16 protein-coding genes are annotated in these 20213 nt (G+C 71.4%); 6 read left to right on the forward strand and 10 right to left on the reverse strand.

Annotation, left to right across the window (positions count from 1 at the left end):
* On the forward strand, positions 1-598 hold a 598-nt coding region (locus tag RZ84_RS41705), incomplete at its 5' end, for a GDP-mannose 4,6-dehydratase (RefSeq protein ID WP_241777851.1).
* Positions 599-669: 71 nt separating this feature from the next.
* On the opposite strand, the gene RZ84_RS24955 is transcribed toward RZ84_RS41705, so the two are convergent.
* Complete coding sequence (locus tag RZ84_RS24955; protein WP_043270769.1) at positions 670-1305, reverse strand: TetR/AcrR family transcriptional regulator; 636 nt, start codon at positions 1303-1305, stop codon at positions 670-672.
* 394 nt (positions 1306-1699) lie between these two features.
* On the opposite strand from RZ84_RS24955, the gene RZ84_RS24960 reads away from it, so the two are divergent.
* The 4 genes from RZ84_RS24960 (at position 1700) to RZ84_RS24975 (ending at position 5997) form a co-directional block, all read left to right on the forward strand.
* Positions 1700-2671, forward strand: coding sequence for a tetratricopeptide repeat protein (locus RZ84_RS24960; protein WP_043266169.1), 972 nt, complete (start codon positions 1700-1702; stop codon positions 2669-2671).
* 641 nt (positions 2672-3312) lie between these two features.
* Positions 3313-3927 carry a DUF6230 family protein gene (locus RZ84_RS24965; RefSeq protein WP_043266170.1) on the forward strand — a complete coding sequence of 205 codons (615 nt, stop codon included), beginning with the start codon at positions 3313-3315 and terminating at the stop codon, positions 3925-3927.
* A gap of 239 nt (positions 3928-4166) precedes the next feature.
* A complete protein-coding gene (locus RZ84_RS24970) occupies positions 4167-4730 on the forward strand; it encodes a DUF6114 domain-containing protein (RefSeq protein WP_043266171.1) in 564 nt (187 codons plus the stop codon).
* Entirely contained in the window at positions 4720-5997 is a 1278-nt protein-coding gene (locus RZ84_RS24975; RefSeq protein WP_043266172.1) for a hypothetical protein, read from the forward strand. Before RZ84_RS24970 ends, RZ84_RS24975 begins: the two co-directional genes overlap by 11 nt.
* A 106-nt stretch (positions 5998-6103) precedes the next feature.
* Here RZ84_RS24975 and pyk read toward each other — a convergent pair whose 3' ends face one another.
* The 3 genes from pyk to pta form a co-directional block, all read right to left on the reverse strand.
* Complete coding sequence (gene pyk, locus RZ84_RS24980; RefSeq protein ID WP_043266173.1) at positions 6104-7531, reverse strand: pyruvate kinase; 1428 nt, start codon at positions 7529-7531, stop codon at positions 6104-6106.
* Between the two features lie 117 nt (positions 7532-7648).
* Complete coding sequence (locus tag RZ84_RS24985; protein WP_043266174.1) at positions 7649-8890, reverse strand: acetate kinase; 1242 nt, start codon at positions 8888-8890, stop codon at positions 7649-7651.
* A gap of 39 nt (positions 8891-8929) precedes the next feature.
* Entirely contained in the window at positions 8930-11077 is a 2148-nt protein-coding gene (gene pta, locus RZ84_RS24990; RefSeq protein WP_043266175.1) for a phosphate acetyltransferase, read from the reverse strand.
* A gap of 263 nt (positions 11078-11340) precedes the next feature.
* Between pta and RZ84_RS24995 the strand changes: the two genes are divergently transcribed.
* A complete protein-coding gene (locus RZ84_RS24995) occupies positions 11341-12366 on the forward strand; it encodes an ATP-dependent 6-phosphofructokinase (RefSeq protein ID WP_043266176.1) in 1026 nt (341 codons plus the stop codon).
* Between the two features lie 64 nt (positions 12367-12430).
* Here RZ84_RS24995 and RZ84_RS25000 read toward each other — a convergent pair whose 3' ends face one another.
* From RZ84_RS25000 to RZ84_RS25025, 6 genes are all read right to left on the reverse strand, one after another.
* Positions 12431-15013 carry an ABC transporter permease gene (locus tag RZ84_RS25000; protein ID WP_043266177.1) on the reverse strand — a complete coding sequence of 861 codons (2583 nt, stop codon included), beginning with the start codon at positions 15011-15013 and terminating at the stop codon, positions 12431-12433.
* A 160-nt stretch (positions 15014-15173) separates the two neighbouring features.
* Complete coding sequence (locus RZ84_RS25005) at positions 15174-15995, reverse strand: ABC transporter ATP-binding protein (protein ID WP_052230151.1); 822 nt, start codon at positions 15993-15995, stop codon at positions 15174-15176.
* 156 nt (positions 15996-16151) lie between these two features.
* Positions 16152-16868 (reverse strand): helix-turn-helix domain-containing protein, encoded by a 717-nt coding sequence (locus RZ84_RS25010; protein ID WP_043266179.1) that lies wholly within the window; start codon positions 16866-16868, stop codon positions 16152-16154.
* Positions 16869-17044: 176 nt separating this feature from the next.
* Entirely contained in the window at positions 17045-17944 is a 900-nt protein-coding gene (locus RZ84_RS25015; protein ID WP_078894153.1) for a carbohydrate ABC transporter permease, read from the reverse strand.
* Entirely contained in the window at positions 17944-18801 is an 858-nt protein-coding gene (locus tag RZ84_RS25020) for a carbohydrate ABC transporter permease (RefSeq protein WP_043266180.1), read from the reverse strand. The genes RZ84_RS25015 and RZ84_RS25020 overlap by 1 nt, the downstream gene beginning before the upstream one ends.
* Positions 18798-20162 carry an extracellular solute-binding protein gene (locus tag RZ84_RS25025; protein WP_043266181.1) on the reverse strand — a complete coding sequence of 455 codons (1365 nt, stop codon included), beginning with the start codon at positions 20160-20162 and terminating at the stop codon, positions 18798-18800. The genes RZ84_RS25020 and RZ84_RS25025 overlap by 4 nt, the downstream gene beginning before the upstream one ends.
* Between the last annotated feature and the right edge of the window lie 51 nt (positions 20163-20213).

Consider the following 20213-nt stretch of genomic DNA (forward strand, 5'->3'; position numbering starts at 1 on the left):
CGGGACCGCGCGGACCGCCCCGATCGGCGAGGAGCACCCGCTCCAGCCGCAGTCGCCCTACTCCGCCTCGAAGATCGGCGCGGACATGATGGCGCTGTCGCACTGGCACGCCTTCGAGCTGCCGGTGACGGTGGTCCGCCCGTTCAACACCTACGGTCCGCGGCAGTCCGCGCGCGCCGTGATCCCGACGATCCTGGCCCAACTCCACTCCGGCGCCCGGCAGATCAAGCTCGGCTCGCTCACCCCGACCCGGGACTTCACCTACGTCACCGACACCGCGGCCGGGTTCCTGGCGCTGGCCGACTGCGACCGGGCGCTGGGGCAGGTCGTCAACCTCGGCAGCGGCCGGGAGATCGCCATCGGGGCGCTGGCCGAGGCGCTGATCGCGGCCTCCGGGCGCCAGGCCGAGGTGGTGGTGGACCGTACGCGGCTGCGGCCGTCGGGCAGTGAGGTGGAGCGGCTGCTTTCGGACAACTCCCGGGCGCGGCAGTGGGCGTCGTGGGAGCCGCGGGTCCCGCTGAAGGAGGGGCTGGAGCGGACCTCGGAGTGGGTCGCGGACCATCTGCACCTGTTCCGGGCGGACCGCTACCAGGTCTGACCGACCCGGCGGGTGACGGCACGTCAGCCGCCTCAATCGGCCGGTCGGCCCGGTCGGCCCGGTCGGCCCGGTCAGCCCAGTCCGCCCAGGCCGGTCAGCAGCAGTGTCGAGAACTGGTGGGCCCAGGCGGCGTCCACCGGCTCGGCGCTGACCAGGGTGCGGTGCACGATCGCACCGGCGATCACGTCGAAGATCAGCCCGACGGCCCGGGTGGCGGCCAGCGCGCCCTCGGGCCCGGCGCCGTCGGGCGGCAGTTCGCCGCGCCGCTGGGCGCGTTCCCGGCCCAGCAGCACCAGCCGCTTCTGCCGGTCGACGATCGCCGACCGGATCCGCTCGCGCAGCGCGTCGTCGGTGGTCGACTCGGCGACCACCGCCATCAGCGCGGTCTTGGTCTCGGGCCGGGCGAGCAGCGCGCCGAACTGGAGCACCACGCCCTCGATGTCGGCCTGGAGGCAGCCGCGGTCGGGGAGTTCGAGTTCGTCGAAGAGGACCGCCACCGCGTCCACGACCAGCTCGTTCTTGTTGGCCCAGCGGCGGTAGAGGGTCGTCTTGGCGACGCCGGCGCGGGTCGCCACCTCGCTCATGGTGAGCTTCCCCCAGCCCACGTCGACGAGCGCCGCACGGGTCGCGTCGAGGATCGCGCGGTCCGTCTCGACGCTGCGAGGGCGGCCCGTGCGGCCTTTCCGGGGGCAGGGGGAGCGGTGCATGCGGGCGACCATACCGGCGGGTAAGGGGGCGGGCGGGACACCCCGTGAGCGAGATCACTCCCCGGCGTCCGGGAACCGGTTGCCGGGCGGGGGCGGCTACGAGTTACGCTACGACCCGTAGCGAAAGAGCGATAGCCACTGGCCGTGGGTGGGGACCCATGGCCGCGCGACACCGGCCCCTCGGGGCCGTACGCCGGTCCTCCCGGGACCGGACCGGGCACCGGTTTCCCGACGTACGCCGCATTCCGGCAGCGCGTACGGACGGATGCGGAGCCCACCGTCAGGCCCGGTCCGACCGCCGGTCCGGCGTGTGTACGAGGCATTCCGGGGTGTTCTCCGGACCGCTTTCCGGATCGCTTTCCGGAACCGGCCGCACAGGGGGGAGGATGGACTCATGCAGCCACGCAACATGTCCATGAGCGGAGTCGTCGATCTCGCAGCGGTGAAGGCGGCCGGCGAAGCGAAGCAGAAGGCGGAGCAGGCACGAGCCGAGGCCGCCCGTACGGGCGCGGCGCCCGCGACCGGCGCCCGTCTGGTGTTCGACGTCGACGAGGCGGGGTTCCAGCAGGAGGTCCTCCAGCGTTCCACCGAGGTCCCCGTCGTCATCGACTTCTGGGCCGAGTGGTGCGAGCCGTGCAAGCAGCTGGGCCCGCTGCTGGAGCGCCTCGCGATGGAGTACGCCGGCAAGTTCGTGCTGGCCAGGATCGACGTCGACGCCAACCAGATGCTGTTCCAGCAGTTCGGGGTGCAGGGCATCCCGGCGGTGTTCGCGGTCATCGCGGGCCAGCCGGTCCCGCTGTTCCAGGGGGCCGCCCCCGAGGCGCAGATCCGGCAGGTGCTGGACCAGCTCGTGCAGGCCGCCGAGCAGCAGTTCGGCATCGTGGGCGCGCCCGTCGACACCGCGGCGGCGGCCGAGGAGCCGGCCGCCCCGGCGCCGGCCCCGGCCGGTCCGTACGACGCGGCGCTGACCGCGGCGAGCGAAGCCCTGGACTCCGGCGACCTCGGCGGCGCCATCCGCGCGTACCGCAACGTCCTGTCCGACGACCCGGGCAACCCGGAGGCCAAGCTCGGCCTCGCGCAGGCCGAACTCCTCTCCCGGGTGCGGGACCTGGACGCGCAGCAGGTGCGCACCGCCGCCGCGGAGAACCCCTCCGACGTCACGGCGCAGGTCCGGGCCGCGGACCTGGAGCTGGTGGGCGGCCATGTCGAGGACGCCTTCGGCCGGCTGGTCGAGACGGTGCGGCGGACCGCCGGCGAGGACCGGGAGGCCGCGCGGGTGCGGCTGCTGGAGCTGTTCGACGTCATCGGCGCGGACGACCCCCGGGTGACCAAGGCGCGGACCGCGCTGGCCCGCGTCCTGTTCTGAGCCGACCCGCCCCGACTCACCTGCTCCTTCCGTCCTGCCCGCTTCTGACCTGTACGAACCCGCAGCAGCACCCGTGAGCCGGTCCGGCAAACGGAACCGCGGCCACGTTTTACCAAATCTTGGTAAGCGTGGCCGCTGTTACTTGGAGTAAGTCCAGACGGTCAACTTGTGGCCCTATGTCGGTAATTGCCCCATGTCCTCTTGCCGTTAGCGGCGACGCTGGGTACCTGGTCGATCCCGGTCCGTCGTGGCGTGGTTATCGGTCCGTTACCCGCAAGTAACGAGGGCCTTGTGCGGCGGGCTTGAATGCACGACGATCGGCCACGCTCGGTCCATTCCCGCAGCCCGGCATCCGGTCGGCGCCGCGGGGCACTTGGGTCCCCACCGAGTCGGCCGGCGGCAACACCGCCGACCGTGGACAGGGGGGTCTCTGCCGCAACCGGCAGGGCCTGTCCGGTGAGGTTGCGCGAGAGCGTGGCCAGTGGTTGTCGCTCGGGGGTGATCGCCGGTATTCGGAAGCACGCAACTCCGAGGACGGGCGCTCTCCTTCCCGAGGACGTAGCACTTCTCCCATCCCAGGTACGACCGCCCCAACTGAGGCGGAGCGTCCCGGAGATGTACGTCCGAGAAGGAGGAAAGTCATGGAGTCCCTGGCTCGTGGCGGGACCAGATGGAAGCGGTTCGCCGTTGTCATGGTGCCGAGCGTGGCGGCGACCGCCGCGATCGGCGTGGCCCTTTCGCAGGGTGCGCTCGCGGCGTCGTTCAGCGTGTCCGGCCAGCAGTTCAAGGTCAGCACTGACCGGCTGGACGGCACCGGCTTCGTTCAGTACGGAGCGGTCGACGCCCAGAAGGGCGGCAAGAACGTTCCGGTGGCGGTCTCGGGGTTCTCGAACGCCAAGATCCACAACCTGTGCCAGTCCGTCGTCGTGCCGGTTCCGGTCTTCGGCGACGTGTCGATGAAGCTCCAGGCCGGCGGCAGCCAGCCGGTCGAGGCCAAGAACCTCTACATCGACCTCGACCAGCTCAACGCGGACGCGACCTTCAACAACATCAACATCGGTGTTGCCGCGGGTTCGACGTCCAAGGGTCCCGGCATGCACAAGGGCGACAAGGCGGACCCGGGCTCCTTCGCCCAGGAAGCCGACTCGGCCACGCTGACCCACGTCCAGCAGCGTGCCTGGGCCACCACCGCCGGCACGTTCAAGCTCAGCGGCCTGAAGATGAGCGTCGCCAAGGGCAAGAGCGAGTGCTACTGACGCGCTGAGGCGGCGTGCGGGTGCGGGGTGGAGCCGCACGGCGAGAGCCGTTTCCCGTACCCGTACGCCGGGCAGCGCCGGGTAGCACCCACAGAACTACCGACTTGCCAGTCCGAGGAGCCGTACGACATGAGCGAGCGGAGCACGGGGGTCCTTCCGGCCGGAGGCTGGGGGAGAGTCAAGAACAGGCGCGCGCGGCACGACTTTTGCGGGCCCGCCGACCGCAGGGAGGCTGGTGTATGAGCGCCGAAACGCGAACAGGGCTGATCGGAATCCTCGGCCGGAAGCGGCTTGCGTTCCGGGAGTGGCGCGGGCACCGCCCGTTCTGGGGTGGCCTGCTGACACTGCTGGCCGGCATCCCGATCATGTACATCCCCTATGCGAACCTCACCATCGGTTCCCTGACCGTCCGCATGGCGACCACCGCCGGAGCCGGCTCGCTGATCATCGGCGTGCTGCTGGTGGTGCTCGGTCTGACCATGTGGTTCCAGCCGGCCTCGCGGGTCTTCGCGGGGGTCGCGGCGATCCTGCTCTCCCTGGTCTCCCTGGTCGTCTCGAACTTCGGCGCCTTCCTGATCGGCTTCCTGCTGGGGCTGATCGGCGGTGCGCTGGGTGTCGCCTGGGCGCCGGGCGAGCCCGTGCGGAGCGCGGACGAATCCGGTGAACCGGACCGCGTGGTGGGACCGGTGGTCGCCACCAACCCCGCGCCGACGGCGAGCGGTCCCGGGTCGGGCAACGGACTGGACAACCTCTCGGGAACGAGCCCGACCAACGGAGAGAACGGGAGGCACCGTGCCGGGTGACGAGCTGCACCAGGAGAACGCAGCCGCCGGGGCGAGATCCGGGCCGAGGCACGCGGCCCCCCGAAAGCCGCTGCTGACCCGGTTGCACGTGCCCGCGGGCAAGGCCATCGCGATCGCCGCGATGCCGTCCGCCGTGCTCATGGGCATGGGGCTGACGCCCCAGATGGCGATCGCCAAGTCGGCGCCGCCGGAGAGCCCCTTCAAGGACGGTCCGTGCGTCAGCGCCCCGGACACCTCCGGGCAGAACGCCAAGGCCAAGGACGACGCGAAGAGCAAGGACGGCACGGCCGGCAAGAGCACCGCCTCGCCGCCCGCCGCGCCCTCCGCGACGCCCTCGCCGTCCCCGGGCAAGGACACCGCGAAGCCCGCCGCCACCCCGTCCGCCACGCCCTCCGCCACCCCGAAGACCGACACGCCCTCGGACTCCGCGACGCCGTCACCGTCGGCCTCTCCGGAGAAGAAGGACGACGGCGGGCTGCTGGGCGGGATCGGCGATGCGCTCGGCGGTCTCTTCGGCGGCGGCAAGAAGGCCGACCCGCCGTCGGCCGCGCCGAGCCCCTCGCCGTCCCCGTCCGCCACCAAGGCACCGGCCCCGTCCACGCCGGCCCCGTCGTCCCCGGCAGCGTCGCCGGCGGACTCCGGGCCCGGTCTGAACGAGGTCACCAAGCCGGTCAAGGACGCGCTCACGAACCCGTCGAAGGCGGTCAACGACACCGTGCACGGCGCGGTGGGCACCGCCGACAACGCGGTCGGCGGCGGGCTGAGCGGCAAGGACAGCAGCGGCAAGCAGTCCTATCCCTGCGTCGTCGAGAACAAGCAGAAGGGCAAGGACGAGCAGACGCCCGTCACCCTGCCGGACCTCCCGTGGCACCTGGAGTCCAGCGGGCTGACCCTGCGCGGTCTGAACTACGAGGGCGTCGTCAACGTCACGACGCAGAGCGGCCACGTCAAGCAGGCCCTGAAGTTCACCGCGGACAGCATCGACATCGGCGACCTGCACCAGATCGTCGACGACCCGTCGTCGGGCAAGCACTACCACGTGCGGTCGACGCCGGGCTCCACGTCCACCATCCGCGGCGGCAAGGTGACGCTCTACACCGAGCGGTTGCAGGGCAACCTCTTCGGGCTGATCCCGATCGTCTTCGACCCGGAGCACCCGCCGCCGCTCAACGTCCCGTACGCCTACTTCAGCAAGGTGAAGCTCGACCAGGCCGGCCAGTTCGGCGGCAATCTGCACGTCCCTGGCATGGCCGTGTCCATCGAGTGACCGGGGAACCCCCGGCCGGAATCTTCCGGGAGCCGCGGAAACGGCGGTGGGCCGCCCCCGAGTCGAGGGGGCGGCCCACCGCCGTTGTGCGTCCGGGGACGGCGCGTCAGCAGCGCTCGCCGCCGAGGTGGTGCACCCGGACCATGTTGGTGGTGCCGGGGACGCCGGGGGGCGAACCGGCGGTGATGAGCATGGTGTCGCCCTCGCTGTAGCGCTTGAGCTTGAGCAGCTCGGCGTCCACCAGGTCCACCATCGCGTCGGTGTTGTCGACGTGCGGGACGACGAAGGAGTCCACGCCCCAGCTCAGCGTGAGCTGGTTGCGGGTGGCGATGTCGGTGGTGAAGGCGAGGATCGGCTGGGCGGCGCGATAGCGCGACAGCCGGCGGGCGGTGTCGCCGGACTTGGTGAAGGCGACCAGCGCCTTGCCGTCCAGGAAGTCGGCCATCTCGCAGGCCGCGCGGGCCACCGCACCGCCCTGCGTACGCGGCTTCTTGCCGGGCACCAGCGGCTGGAGGCCCTTGGACAGCAGCTCCTCCTCGGCCGCCTCGACGATCTTCGACATCGTCTTGACGGTCTCGATCGGGTACTGGCCCACCGAGGACTCCGCGGAGAGCATCACCGCGTCGGCGCCGTCGAGGATCGCGTTCGCGACGTCGGACGCCTCGGCGCGGGTCGGCCGGGAGTTGGTGATCATCGACTCCATCATCTGGGTCGCCACGATCACCGGCTTGGCGTTCCGGCGGCACATCTCGATGAGCCGCTTCTGCACCATCGGGACCTTCTCCAGCGGGTACTCCACCGCCAGGTCGCCGCGGGCCACCATGATGGCGTCGAAGGCCATCACGACCTCCTGCATGTTGGCGACCGCCTGCGGCTTCTCGACCTTGGCGACGACCGGGACCCGGCGGCCCACCTCGTCCATGACGCGGTGCACGTCCTGGACGTCCTTGGCGTCCCGCACGAAGGACAGCGCGACCATGTCGCAGCCCATGTGCAGGGCGAACTTGAGGTCCTCGATGTCCTTCTCGGACAGCGCCGGGACGTTGACCGCGGCGCCGGGCAGGTTGATGCCCTTGTGGTCGGAGATGACCCCGCCCTCGATGACGATGGTGCGCACCTGCGGGCCGTCGACCTCGACGACCTGGAGGGCCACGTTGCCGTCGTTGATCAGGACCGGGTCGCCCTTGGAGACGTCGCCGGGCAGGCCCTTGTAGGTCGTGCCGCAGATGTGCTTGTCGCCGGGCACGTCCTCGGTGGTGATGACGAACTCGTCACCGCGCACCAGCTCGACGGGGCCCTCGGCGAAGGTCTCCAGACGGATCTTGGGGCCCTGGAGGTCGGCCAGCACGCCGACGGCGCGGCCGGTCTCCTCGGCGGCCTTGCGGAGGCGGTGGTACCGCTCCTCGTGCTCCGAGTGGGTCCCGTGGCTCATGTTGAAACGGGCCACGTTCATGCCGGCCTCGATCAGCGTCTTCAGCTGGTCGTAGGAGTCGACGGCGGGGCCCAGGGTGCAGACGATTTTGGAACGGCGCATGGCTGGAATCCTATCGGTTTGTTTCAGAGCGGAATATTCCAGCTCTGCCTCCGGAAGCCGATGTCGAGCAGAGGCGGAGCGAGCGAAGCGGATGGAGCGTGCTGGAAGCACCAACGGCTACGCGTTGACCAGGGCGTATGTCTGCTGGGCGATCTCCAGTTCCTCGTCGGTGGGCACCACGGCGACCGCGACCCGGGCGTACTCGGGCGAGATCAGCCGGGCCTCGCCGGACCGTACGGCGTTGAGCGAGGCGTCCACCGCCATGCCCAGCTCCTCCAGCCCGGCGATGGCGGCGGCCCGCACCGGGGCGGCGTTCTCGCCGACGCCCGCGGTGAAGGCCACCGCGTCGACCTTGCCGAGAACCGCGGTGTAGGCGCCGATGTACTTCTTCAGCCGGTGGATGTAGATGTCGAAGGCGAGCGCGGCGCGCGCCCCGTCCTCTCCGCCCGCGTCGATCCGGCGGCGGATCTCCCGCATGTCGTTGTCGCCGCACAGCCCGAGCAGCCCGCTCTTCTTGTTGAGCAGCTCGTCGATCTCGTCCGTCGACATCCCGGCCACCCGCTCGAGGTGGAAGGTGACCGCCGGGTCGATGTCGCCGGAGCGGGTGCCCATGACCAGGCCCTCCAGCGGGGTCAGGCCCATGGACGTGTCGACGCACCGGCCGCCCCGGACGGCGGACGCGGAGGCGCCGTTGCCCAGGTGCAGCACGATCACGTTGACGTCCTCCGGCGCCTTGCCGAGCAGCTCCGCGGCCTTGCGGGAGACATAGGCGTGCGAGGTGCCGTGGAAGCCGTAGCGGCGGATGCGGTGCGCGTCGGCGGTGGCCACGTCGATGGCGTAACGGGCCGCGTACTCCGGCATCGTGGTGTGGAAGGCGGTGTCGAAGACCGCGACCTGCGGGAGGTCGGGGCGCAGCGCCCGGGCGGTGCGGATGCCGGTGATGTTCGCCGGGTTGTGCAGCGGGGCGACCGGCACCAGCCGCTCGATCTCCTTGAGCACCGCGTCGTCGATGACGGTCGGCGCGGTGAACTCCATCCCGCCGTGCACCACCCGGTGCCCGATCGCGGCCAGCTCCGGGGAGTCCAGCCCGAGCCCGTCGGCGGCCAGCTCCGCGGCGACCGCCTTCAGCGCGGCCTCGTGGTCGGGTATCGCCCCCTCGGCCACACGCCGGTCGCCGCCGGCCGAGGGGGTGTGCACCAGGCGCGAGGTCTCCTCGCCGATCCGCTCGACCAGGCCGGTGGCGAGCCGGGCACCCGCGGCCGAGCCGCTGTCCGGCGCCGGTCGCATGTCGAGCAGCTGGTACTTCACCGACGAGGAGCCGGAGTTGAGGACGAGGACGCGGGTGGCGTTGGCAGTCATGAAGCGGCTTTCCGATGGGGGAGAGAGGGTCAGGCGGTGTCAGGCGGCGGGTCCGGCGCCGGGCTGGGCGCCCTGGGCCTGGATGGCGGTGATGGCGACGGTGTTGACGATGTCCTGGACGAGGGCGCCGCGCGAGAGGTCGTTGACCGGCTTGCGCAGGCCCTGGAGGACCGGGCCGACCGCCACCGCGCCCGCCGAGCGCTGGACGGCCTTGTAGGTGTTGTTGCCGGTGTTGAGGTCCGGGAAGATCAGCACGGTGGCCTTGCCCGCCACCTCGGAGTCCGGCAGCTTGGTCCGCGCGACCGCCGCGTCCACCGCCGCGTCGTACTGGATCGGCCCCTCGACCAGCAGGTCGGGCCGCAGCTCGCGGACGATCTCGGTGGCCTTGCGGACCTTGTCGACGTCCGCACCCGACCCGGAGGTGCCGGTGGAGTACGACAGCATCGCGATCCGCGGCTCCACGCCGAACCGGGCGGCGGTGGTGGCGGACTGGATCGCGATGTCGGCCAGCTGCTCGGCGTCCGGGTCCGGGTTGACCGCGCAGTCGCCGTAGACCAGCACCCGGTCGGCCAGGCACATGAAGAAGACCGACGAGACGATCTGGGCGCCCGACTTGGCCCGCCCGTCGCCCGCCACCGCCCCAGCCGACGCGCTACGCGCGGCCCCGTTGGTCTTTATGATCTCGAAGGCGGGGCGGATGGTGGCGGCGGTGGAGTGCACGGCGCCGGACACCATGCCGTCGGCCAGCCCCTCCTGGACCATCAGCGTGCCGAAGTACGAGACGTCCGCGACCATGTCGTAGGCCAGCTCGTAGCTGACGCCCTTGTGGGCGCGCAGCCGGGCGTACAGCTCGGCGAACCGCTCGCGCAGCTCGGAGGTCTGCGGGTCGATGATCTGCGCGTTCGCCAGGTCGATGGCCAGGTCGGCGGCGCGCTTGCGGATCGCCTCCGCCTCGCCCAGCAGCGTCAGATCGCAGACGTCGCGGCGCAGCAGCACATCGGCGGCGCGCAGCACCCGCTCCTCGGTGCCCTCGGGGAGGACCACCCGGCGGCGGCCGGCGCGGGAGCGCTCGATCAGCTCGTGCTCGAACATCATCGGGGTGACCCGGCCGGAGCGGGCGACGGAGATGCGGTTGGTCAGCTCGGCGGTGTCGACGTGCCGCTCGAAGAGGCCGAGCGCGGTCTCCGCCTTGCGCGGCGAGGCGGCGTTCAGCTTGCCCTCGATGGCGAACAGTTCGGCGGCGGTCGGGAACGAGCCGGCCGGTACGGAGATGACCGGGGTGCCGGGCGCCAGCCGGGCGGCCAGCGCCATGATGTCGGGGCCGGGCCGCTCGTCGAGGGTGAGCACCACGCCGGCGATCGGCGGGGCCCCGGCGCTGTGCGCGGCGAGCGAGCCGATGACCAGGTCGGCCCGGTCCCCGGGGGTGATCACCATGCAGCCGGGGGTCAGCGCCTTCAGGAAGGTCGGCAGCATGGCGCCGCCGAAGACGAAGTCCCGCGCGTCCCGGGCGAGCCCGGAGTCGTCGCCGAGCAGCACCTCGGCGCCCAGCGCGTGCACGATCTGGTTCACGGTCGGCGCGGAGAGCGAGCCCTCCTCGGGGAGCGCGTAGCAGGGCACCGGCAGCCGGGCGGCGAGCCGCTCCACGACGGCCTCGCGCAGCCCGGGGGCGACGCGGTTGACGACCATGGCGACGACGTCGCAGCCCAGCGAGGTGTAGGCGCGGTAGGCGTTGCGGGCCTCGGCGCGGACGGCCTCGGCCTCCTGGCCCTGGCCGCCCACGACCGGTATCACCGCGGCGCCGAACTCGTTGGCGAGCCGGGCGTTGAGGTTCAGCTCGGCCGGCAGGCTGGTGCCGGCGTAGTCCGAGCCGAGGACCAGGACGTACTCGTAGTCCCGGGCGACCTGGTGGAAGCGGTCGACGAGCCGGGAGACCAGCTCGTCGGTGCCGCGCTCGGCCTGGAGGGTGGCCGCCTCCTCGTAGCTGATGCCGTAGACGGTCTCGGCGGGCTGGGTGAGCCGGTAGCGGGCCCGGAGCAGTTCGAAGAGCCGGTCGGGTCCGTCGTGGATCAGCGGGCGGAAGACCCCCACCCGGTCGACGTGGCGGGTCAGGAGCTCCATGACTCCCAGTTCGACGACCTGGCGGCCGTCGCCGCGTTCGATACCGGTCACGTACACGCTGCGCGTCACGTGTGCTCTCCGTCCGTCTCCGATGCCCGCGAGCGTGCCAGCTCACGAGTTTTCCCTGCTCGCAAGGTCAAATTACCCGTTATTGTGGGCTTGCCCCTCTTGACAATACCTGCGCGTGTGGCTAAGCCGCTCTCCCAGTTTCCCCGGTGCGCTCGGGGTGGGGACAGTGGGGGTGGTCCCTGTGTGAGGCCGGGGCCGGCCGGCCCGTGAAAGAATCGGACCGGCTCACACGAACCGACAGCGAGCACAGGAGACACAGCACGATGCGTATCGGAGTCCTCACCGCGGGCGGCGACTGCCCTGGCCTGAATGCTGTGATCCGGTCTGTCGTCCACCGTGCGCTCACCGGCCACGGTGACGAGGTCATCGGCTTCGAGGACGGCTTCAAGGGCCTGCTCGACGGCCGCTTCCGCAAGCTCGACCTCGACGCGGTCAGCGGCATCCTGGCCCGCGGCGGCACCATCCTCGGCTCCGCCCGGCTGGAGCGCGCCCGGCTGCGCGAGGCGTGCGAGAGCGCCAAGGACTTCTCGCGGGAGTACGGCATGGACGTGCTGATCCCGATCGGCGGCGAGGGCACGCTGACCGCGGCGCGGATGCTCTCCGACGCCGGGCTGCCGGTCGTCGGCGTCCCGAAGACCATCGACAACGACATCTCGTCGACCGACCGGACCTTCGGCTTCGACACCGCCGTCGGCGTCGCGACCGAGGCCATCGACCGCCTCAAGACCACCGCCGAGTCGCATCAGCGGGTCATGGTCGTCGAGGTCATGGGACGGCACGCCGGCTGGATCGCGCTGGAGTCCGGGATGGCCGGCGGCGCCCACGGCATCTGCCTGCCGGAGCGCGAGTTCGACGTCAACGACCTGGTCGAGATGGTCGAGGAGCGGTTCGACCGCGGCAAGAAGTTCGCCGTGGTCTGCGTCGCCGAGGGCGCCCATCCGCTCGCCGGCACCATGGACTACAAGAAGGGCGCCATCGACCAGTTCGGCCACGAGCGGTTCTCCGGCATCGGCACCGCGCTCGCCCGCGAACTGGAGCGGCGCCTCGGCAAGGAGGCCCGCCCGGTCATCCTCGGCCACGTCCAGCGCGGCGGCACCCCGACCGCGTACGACCGGGTGCTGGCCACCCGCTTCGGCTGGCACGCCGTCGAGGCCGCGCACCGCGGCGAGTTCGGCAGGATGACCGCGCTGCGCGGCACCGACATCACGATGGTCCCGCTGGCCGAGGCGGTCACCGAGCTCAAGCGGGTCCCGGCGAACCGCATGGACGAGGCCGAGTCGGTCTTCTGACCTCCCCTCAACACGCCGCGGGCGGCGTGCCGTTGGGCGCGCCGCCCGGGTGCTTTCCGGGACCTCACTGGTCGCCGATGGCCTCCAGCATGTTCAGCCGGGCGGCCCGGCGGGCCGGCCAGAGCGCGGCCAGGACGCCGACGACCAGGGCGATCAGCAGGAAGAGTCCCAACCTCCCCCAGGGCAGCACCATCTCGTACGCCTTGAAGGAGTCGCTGGAGCCGATCATCCGGCCGCCGGCCCAGGACAGGAAGATCCCCACGCCCATGCCGAGCGCTGCGCCGAAGAGCGAGATGACCACCGACTCCAGCCGGACCATCTGCTTGACACCGCGCCGGTCCAGGCCGATGGCGCGCAGCATGCCGATCTCGCGGACGCGCTCGAAGACCGACATGGCGAGGGTGTTGACGACGCCGACCACGGCGATGACGACGGCCACCCCGAGCAGCCCGTAGACCATGTACACCAGGGTGTCGATCTGCCCGGCGGTCTCCTTGCGCAGGTCGTCGTGGTTCTGGATCTTCAGCAGCGGGCTGTCGCCCAGCGTCCGCCGGATCTCCGTGGCCAGTGCCGCGGAACCGCCGTGGTCAGCCTTGACCAGGAGTTCCTGGTCCCGGAACCGGTCCAGGTGCGGATCGACCAGCGTGGTGGAGCCGAAGGAGTCGCCGAGGACCTCGTTGTCCTGGTAGACGGCGGCGATCCGCAGTGCCGCCCGCTTCTTGTCGGGGAACTCGACGGTGACGGTGTCACCGGCCTGCCAGCCGTGCTTCTCGGCCATGGTCCGCGAGACGGCGATCCCGCCGCTCCGGACGGCGTCCAGCGAGCCGTCGGTGAAGACGAGCCGGGTGACCTTGTCGATCTGGCTGAGATCGGTGCCGTGCAGCAGGCCGAAGCCGGTGGCGTCGCCGGCGGCGTTCTTGAGGCTGTAGCTGGTCTCGCGCACCGGGGCCGCCGCCGTCACGCCCGGGAGCTTCCCGACCCGCTCGGAGAGCTTGGGGTCCAGGCCCGCATACGTCGAGGTGGAGACCTTGTAGTCGGCCGTCAGCCCGTTGCCCGCCATCTTGTCCATCGCCAGCTGCGCGGAATGGCCGGTCACGGTCAGGCCGGTGATCAGGGTGAGACCGATCATCAGCGCGGAGCCGGTGGCCGCGGTGCGCCGCGGGTTGCGCAGCGCGTTCTCCTTGGCGAGCTTGCCGGCGACGCCGAAGAGGCGGGTGGTGACGGCGCCGGCGAGGGAGACCAGCGGACGGGACAGCAGCGGCGCCAGGACGATCATCCCGACCAGCGTCACCGCCGAACCGAGCATGGCCAGTTCGAGGTTCTTGGTGCCCTTGAGCGTGGAGACGTAGAGCATCAGCGCGACGCCGGCGGCGGTGAGCAGGCCGCCGAGGGTGTTGCGGAGGAGGAGGCTGCGCGGGGCGGGCGGCGCCTCGACGGTGCTCAGCGCCTCCACCGGGGCGATCCGCGCGGCCCTGCGGGACGGCAGCCAGGCCGCGAGCACGGTGATCACGACGCCCACACCCAGCGAGGCGAGGACCGTGGTCGGGCTGATGACGAGCGGCCCGTCCGGGAAACCGGCGCCCTGCGCGTCCATGATGGACCGCAGCCCCGCCGCGATCCCCGTGCCCAGCGCGAGGCCGACGGCCGAGGAGACCAGCCCCAGCAGGCCCGCCTCGGCGAGCACCGAGCGCACCACCTGACGGCGGGAGGCGCCGACCGCGCGCAGCAGCGCGATCTCGCGGCTGCGCTGGGAGATCAGCATGGTGAAGGTGTTGGCGATGATGAAGACGCCGACGAACAGCGCGATCCCGGCGAAGGTCAGCAGGGTCTGGCTCAGCGCGTGGTTCTGGGAGGCGATCATCTCGGCCTGCTGGGTGGCGAGTTGCCTGCCGCTCACGGCCTCGGCGCGCTTGGCGGGCAGCACCTTGCGGACGTCGGCGGTCAGCGCCGCCTGGTCGGTGCCGGGGGCCGCCGACACCACCAGCTCGTCGAACTGGCCGGGATGCAGGAACATCTTCTGCGCGGTGGCGGTGTCGAACAGCGCCAGGCTGCCGCGTGCGTTCACCGACGGGTCGTCGGTCGCCACGATCCCGACCAGCTTCTTCTTCATCACCGGTCCGTCGGTGGCGAACCGCACGGTGTCGCCGAGGGAGTACCCGGCGGCCTTCGCGGTGGACTCGGCCAGCGCGATCTCGTCCGCGTGGGCCGGGCCGCGGCCTCGGACCACCGGGTAACGGGGGTCCGAACCGTCCTTGCCCGGCTGGTAGTTGACGGCGCGGTTCTGCCAGCCGTTGCCGACCGGGTGGCCGTCGTCGCGGGCGGCCAGGGTCGCCTGGCCCGTGACGTCGGACCGTACGCCGGCCACTCCGGGCAGGACGCGTATCCGGTCCGCCAGCTTCTCGTCGAGGGCGGTGGCCCGCTTGCCGTCCTTCGCCTCGCCGGAGGGGGCGCTGCGGTCGGGCGCGGCGGTGACGGAGACGGCCACGTCGTTGAGGTTCTTGGCGGAGGCGTTCTTGACGGCCTCGCCGACGGAGTCGCTGAAGACCAGGGTGCCGGCGACGAAGGCGACGCCGAGCAGGACCGCGAGCGCGGTCATCAGCAGCCGGGCTTTGTGCGCGAGGAGATTGCGCAGGGCGGTTCGGAGCATGGTGGTGGTGTCAGTCCTGGGGTCCGGAGTGGTGGGGGAGTGCGGCGAAGGGAGGGCCGCGTCAGGCCGTCGGGCCTGCGGCCGGTTCGTCCGGCCTTCGGTCAGGGCCTGTCCGAAGGGTCACGGTCGGACGGGCCCTGGGTGTGCTGTCCCGGCACGCCTAGTTCGTCCGGCCTTTGGTCTCGAACATCCGCATCCGGTCCAGTACGGCGTCCGCGGTCGGCTCGGGCAGCTCCTCGACGATCCGGCCGTCCGCGAGGAAGACCACCCGGTCCGCGTACCCGGCGGCGACCGGGTCGTGGGTCACCATCACCACGGTCTGGTCCATCGCGCGCACCGACTCCCGCAGGAAGCCCAGGACTTCGGCGCCGGACCGGGAGTCGAGGTTGCCGGTCGGCTCGTCCGCGAAGATGATCTCCGGCCGGGCGGCCAGCGCGCGGGCCACCGCGACCCGCTGCTGCTGGCCGCCGGAGAGCTGCGCGGGCCGGTGGCTGAGCCGCCCGGAGAGGCCGACGGTCTCCACGACCCGGTTGATCCAGTCCTGGTCGGGGCGGCGGCCGGCGATGGCCATCGGGAGCGTGATGTTCTCCAGCGCGGTCAGCGTCGGCAGCAGGTTGAACGCCTGGAAGATGAAGCCGATCTTGTCCCGGCGCAGCCGGGTCAGCTGCTTGTCGCCCAGCGACGCCAGCTCGACGTCCCCGATCCGGGCGGAGCCGGCGGAGATCGAGTCCAGTCCGGCCATGCAGTGCATCAGGGTGGACTTGCCGGAGCCCGACGGGCCCATGATCGCGGTGAACCGGGCCCGGCCGAACTCCACGTTGACGGAGTCCAGCGCGACCACCCGGGTCTCGCCCTGGCCGTAGACCTTGCTGAGGTCGGTGGCGCGGGCGGCGACGGCGGCGGTGCGGGCGGGGGCGGTGGGAAAGGGGGTGGCGTGCGGCACCGGGACTCCTGAAGGGGGCGGAAAAGACGATGTCCCCATCCTCGATCCCGCAGGTCAGCAGGTCTTCGCCCGCAGGGACCGAAAGCCGCACCGGTCGGAAGTGCCATCCCGGCTGCCCGTGTAGTCCTCCGGACGGACGGGGCTCCGCCCCCAGACCGACGGGGACACGTCAGGGTCAGGGTCGGCCGAGGCCGGTCACCGCGGCGGCTCCGCCTCGCCGGTCCGGCGCCAGAACTCCGCCACGATGCCGTCGAGGAAGTCCCGTCCGGCCCTGCCGGACTCGTCGGGGGCGTCCCCGCCGGTCCAGCTCAGCGAGGCCGCCATGGTCGCGTGGTACTCCTCGTGCAACTGCTGGAGAACGTCCTGGAGCAGTTCCTTGGGCAGCGGTGCCAGCTTGCCGACCGGGCGGACAAAGCCCTGCCAGCGGGTGGTGGCGGCGCTGGTCAACAGCTCGGCGAGCCGCTCCTCCTGGCCGGTGAAGCGCACCAGCGCGGGCAGCGGCAGCCGCAGCACCTCGGCGAGGGCCGCCGCCTGGCGCTCGGTGCCGCGCCAGGGCCCGCCGCCTTCCAGACGCTGGTACGCGGCCTGGTCCATGCCGATCCGCAGGGCCAGGTCGGCCGGGGCGAGGCCGAGCGCGAGGCGGTACTGGCGCAGGGTGCCGGGCGTACCGAGGAGTTCGGCGGGAGCGCACCACAAAGCGCCCGCGAGTGCGGTCAGCTCGGCTTCCGTGGGGGAGCTCTCGCCCCGTTCCCAGGAGGCCACCGTCGCCGGTTGCAGCTGAATTCCGTAAGCCGCCCAGATTCCGTAGGCGACATGCGCAGGGGTCATGCCGAGCGCCTCACGCAGCCGGCGGGCGGCGGCGGCATGGAAAGGGGGCCTGCGCGCGTCCCCGTCGTGCGTGTTCACCGGCACACGGTAAGTGACGGTACGGCTTCGCACCTATCGTGCGGATATCCAAGTTTCCGGGTTGGAGGAAGGTACGTGGCGACAGAGGGTTCCCGGCCGTCTTTCGCCGCTTTTCGGCCACTGGACCGCCGCCGGCCGGTTCGCCGCCGCCTCACGGCTCCTGTTCCGGATGCCCCGGCCGGTCAGCCCTTCACCGCGCCGCCGAGCGCGAAGCCGCCGCCCAGCCGCCTGGAGACAAGGATGTACAGCAAGATCACCGGTGTCGAGTAGAGAATCGAGAAAGCGGCGAGTTCACCGAAGGCGACGGCGCCGTAATTGCCGAAGAAAGTGAAGATGCTGACCGACGCCGGAAGGTTCTCGGGAGAGAGCAGCAGCATGAACGGGACGAAGAAGTTCCCCCACATCATGATGAAGGTGTAGATCGCGACGACTCCGCAGCCGGGCCCCATGAGCGGCAGGATGATCCGCCGCAGGGTCTGCCACCAGGACGCGCCGTCCGTCCAGGCGGCCTCCTCCAGCACCTTCGGCACCCCGTCCATGAAATTCTTCATGAGCCAGATGGCGAACGGGAGTTGTGCCGCGGCCAGGAACAGCGCGGTGCCGTACCGGGTGTCGATCAGGTCGACCCGTACGAACAGCGCGTAGACCGGGACCATCACCGCGGTGATCGGCAGGCAGGTCGCGAACAGGACGGTGAGCAGGTACGGGCGGCTGAAGCGGGAGCGGTGGCGGGACAGCGGGTAGCCGGCGAGCGCCGCGCAGACCACCGTGAGCAGGGTCGCGCCGCCGCAGATCAGCAGGCTGTTGAGCATCGGCGTGAAGGTGATCTCGTCGGTCAGCACCGCCGAGAAGTTGTCCAGGGTGGGCGGGTCCGGCAGCCCCACCCGGAGCGTGGCGTGCGGGTCCAGCGACGCCAGCACCAGCCAGGCCAGCGGGACGGCGAACGCCACCGCGGCGACCAGCAGCGCGGCGTCGGCGGCGAGTCGGTGCCGGGTGGCGCGCCGGAGCACCGGGCGCCCGCGGCCCGTGCGCCACCGCGCCGCCACCGCCGGCCCTCGCGGTCCCGTACGCACCGGCCGCATCAGGTGTTCTCCCGCAGCAGCCGCAGGTACACCGCCGAGAACAGCGCGCCCACCACGAGCAGCAGCAGCGCCACCGCCGTGCCGTACCCGATCAGGGACTTCAGGAACGCCTGGTCGTACATGAACACCGGCAGCGTCTGGCTGCGGTTGCCGGGGCCGCCGCGGGTGATCGCCCAGATCAGCCCGAACACGGAGAGCGTCTGGAGGGTGTTGAGCATCAGGTTGGTGCCGATGGAGCGGCGGATCATCGGGAGCGTGATGTGCCACAGCCGGCGCAGCCCGCCCGCGCCGTCCACCGCCGCGGACTCGGCGACCTCCTGGGGGATGTCGGAGAGCGCCGCGGAGTAGATCAGCATCGAGAAGGCCGTGCCGCGCCAGACGTTGGCGAACGACACGGCCAGGATGGGCAGTGTGAACAGCCAGTCCTGGGTGGGGAGATGGAGCCAGGCCAGGAGGGCGTTGAGGGTGCCGCGCCGCTCGAAGAAGGTGTAGAGGAGAAAGCCCGCGACGATCTCCGGGAGCACCCAGGCGGTGATCACCACCGCGCCGGTCAGCGTCCGCACCGGCCGTGAGGCGTGCCGCATCAGCCCGGCCAGCGCCAGCCCGAGTGTGTTCTGGCCGAGGAGCGACGAGACGACCGTGAACACCAGCGTCAGCACCACCGCGTTGCGGAAGGCCGGATCGGCGAACGCGTGGCGGAAGTTGGCCGGCCCGACGAAGGACGCCGACTCCTGGCCGGTGAGCTGGGTGTCGGTGAAGGCGAGGTAGCAGCAGTAGCCGATGGGCCCGGCCAGGAAGAGCAGCAGCAGGACGGTGGCCGGGGCCAGCGGCGACCAGCGCAGCAGGCGCCGCTTCATGGTTTGGCGACGACCCGGCCGCCGACCACGGACCGCACCGTGGCGTCGTACTGCCCGGCCGCCTTGTCCGGCGAGGCGTCACCGGCGGTGACGGACTCCGTCGCCTCGCCGATCGCCGCGGCGATCCTGGGGTATTCGGGCAGCGCGGGCCGGTACCGGCTGACCGGCACCAGACCGGTGAAGAAGCCGATGCCCGGCACCGACGTCAGATACCGCGGATCGGCCGCGACGTCCTTGCGGACGGTGATCTGGGCGCCCCGCACGCACCACTCCAGCGCGTTGTCCCGCGACTGGAACGTCTCGATCAACTTCCAGGCGAGATCGGGGTGTTGGGCCCGCTGCGGTACCGACCAGGTCCAGCCGCCGGCCAGGCTGACCCGGCCGGGCGGGGCGCCGTGCTGGGTCGGGAACGGCGCCTGGCCGAGCGTCGTCGACCAGGCCGGCCACGGCTTCCCGCCGCCCGTCTTCTGCCACTGCTGGGCGAGCCAGGAGCCGTCGAGGTCGATGGCGAGCTTCTGGTCGGGCAGCAGCTCGGCGGCCACGTTGGTCTGGATGTTGGGGCTGAGCGCGTCGGAGACGTCGGGCCCCAGCTTCTCCTTGTAGACGGTGTCGAGGAAGCCGAGGCTGTCCTTGAACCCCTGGGTGCCGGTGACCCATTTCCGCGTGCCCGGGTCGTAGAGCTGGTTCTGCCCGGTGCCGTACAGCAGCATCTCGAAGCCCTGCATCACGGCGGCCTCGCCCGCGCCCTTGCCGGTGAAGACGTTCAGCGGGATGACGCCGGGGACCCGCTGCTTGATGGTGCGGGCGGCCGTCAGGACGTCGTCCCAGGTGCGCGGGTGCCAGTCGGCGGACAGTCCGGCCTTGTGGAAGATGTTCTTGTTGAACCACAGCCCGCGGGTGTCGGTGCCGTCCGGGACGCCGTACGTCCGGCCGTCCTGCCCCCGGGCCGCGGCCCGGGCGGCCGGCTCGAACTGCCGCCAGGCGGGCCACTTCGCGAGGTACGGGTCCAGGGGCCGCAACAGCCCCGCCGTGATGTCGGAGTTGACCAGGAAGGTGTCCTCGTAGACCAGGTCGGGCGCGGTCTTCGGGGAGCGCATCATCTGCTGGATCTTGGTGTAGTAGTCGTTCTCCGCGGCCTGGACGGGGATCAGCCGGACCTTCTTGCCGGGGTTCGCCTTCTCGAACTGCCGCGCCACGAGGGCGACATAGTCGTCCCGGACGCGGACCGCGTTGTTGGTGTCCTTGATGAAGGCGACCGTGACGGTGTTCCGGTCGCTCCCGGATCCGCTGCCGCAGGCGGTGAGCGCGCCGGCGGCCAGCACGGCGGCGGTGAACAACATCAGCGGGGTGGTGGAGCGCACGGCACGACCTCCAACGGACCACGGTCAACTCACCACGGCATACTGCCTGCT

The sequence above is a fragment of the Streptomyces sp. CT34 genome, assembly GCF_000805335.1.
In the GTDB taxonomy this organism is placed as follows: Bacteria; Actinomycetota; Actinomycetes; order Streptomycetales; family Streptomycetaceae; genus Streptomyces.

Excerpts from the sequence above, each read along its gene's own strand:
- RZ84_RS24955 (WP_043270769.1), bottom strand. The coding sequence starts at position 1,305 with ATGCACCGCTCCCCCTGCCCCCGGAAAGGCCGCACGGGCCGCCCTCGC.
- RZ84_RS24960 (WP_043266169.1), top strand. The coding sequence starts at position 1,700 with ATGCAGCCACGCAACATGTCCATGAGCGGAGTCGTCGATCTCGCAGCG.
- RZ84_RS24965 (WP_043266170.1), top strand. The coding sequence starts at position 3,313 with ATGGAGTCCCTGGCTCGTGGCGGGACCAGATGGAAGCGGTTCGCCGTT.
- RZ84_RS24970 (WP_043266171.1), top strand. The coding sequence starts at position 4,167 with ATGAGCGCCGAAACGCGAACAGGGCTGATCGGAATCCTCGGCCGGAAG.
- pyk (WP_043266173.1), bottom strand. The coding sequence starts at position 7,531 with ATGCGCCGTTCCAAAATCGTCTGCACCCTGGGCCCCGCCGTCGACTCC.
- RZ84_RS24985 (WP_043266174.1), bottom strand. The coding sequence starts at position 8,890 with ATGACTGCCAACGCCACCCGCGTCCTCGTCCTCAACTCCGGCTCCTCG.
- RZ84_RS24995 (WP_043266176.1), top strand. The coding sequence starts at position 11,341 with ATGCGTATCGGAGTCCTCACCGCGGGCGGCGACTGCCCTGGCCTGAAT.
- RZ84_RS25000 (WP_043266177.1), bottom strand. The coding sequence starts at position 15,013 with ATGCTCCGAACCGCCCTGCGCAATCTCCTCGCGCACAAAGCCCGGCTG.
- RZ84_RS25005 (WP_052230151.1), bottom strand. The coding sequence starts at position 15,995 with ATGGGGACATCGTCTTTTCCGCCCCCTTCAGGAGTCCCGGTGCCGCAC.
- RZ84_RS25015 (WP_078894153.1), bottom strand. The coding sequence starts at position 17,944 with ATGCGGCCGGTGCGTACGGGACCGCGAGGGCCGGCGGTGGCGGCGCGG.
- RZ84_RS25020 (WP_043266180.1), bottom strand. The coding sequence starts at position 18,801 with ATGAAGCGGCGCCTGCTGCGCTGGTCGCCGCTGGCCCCGGCCACCGTC.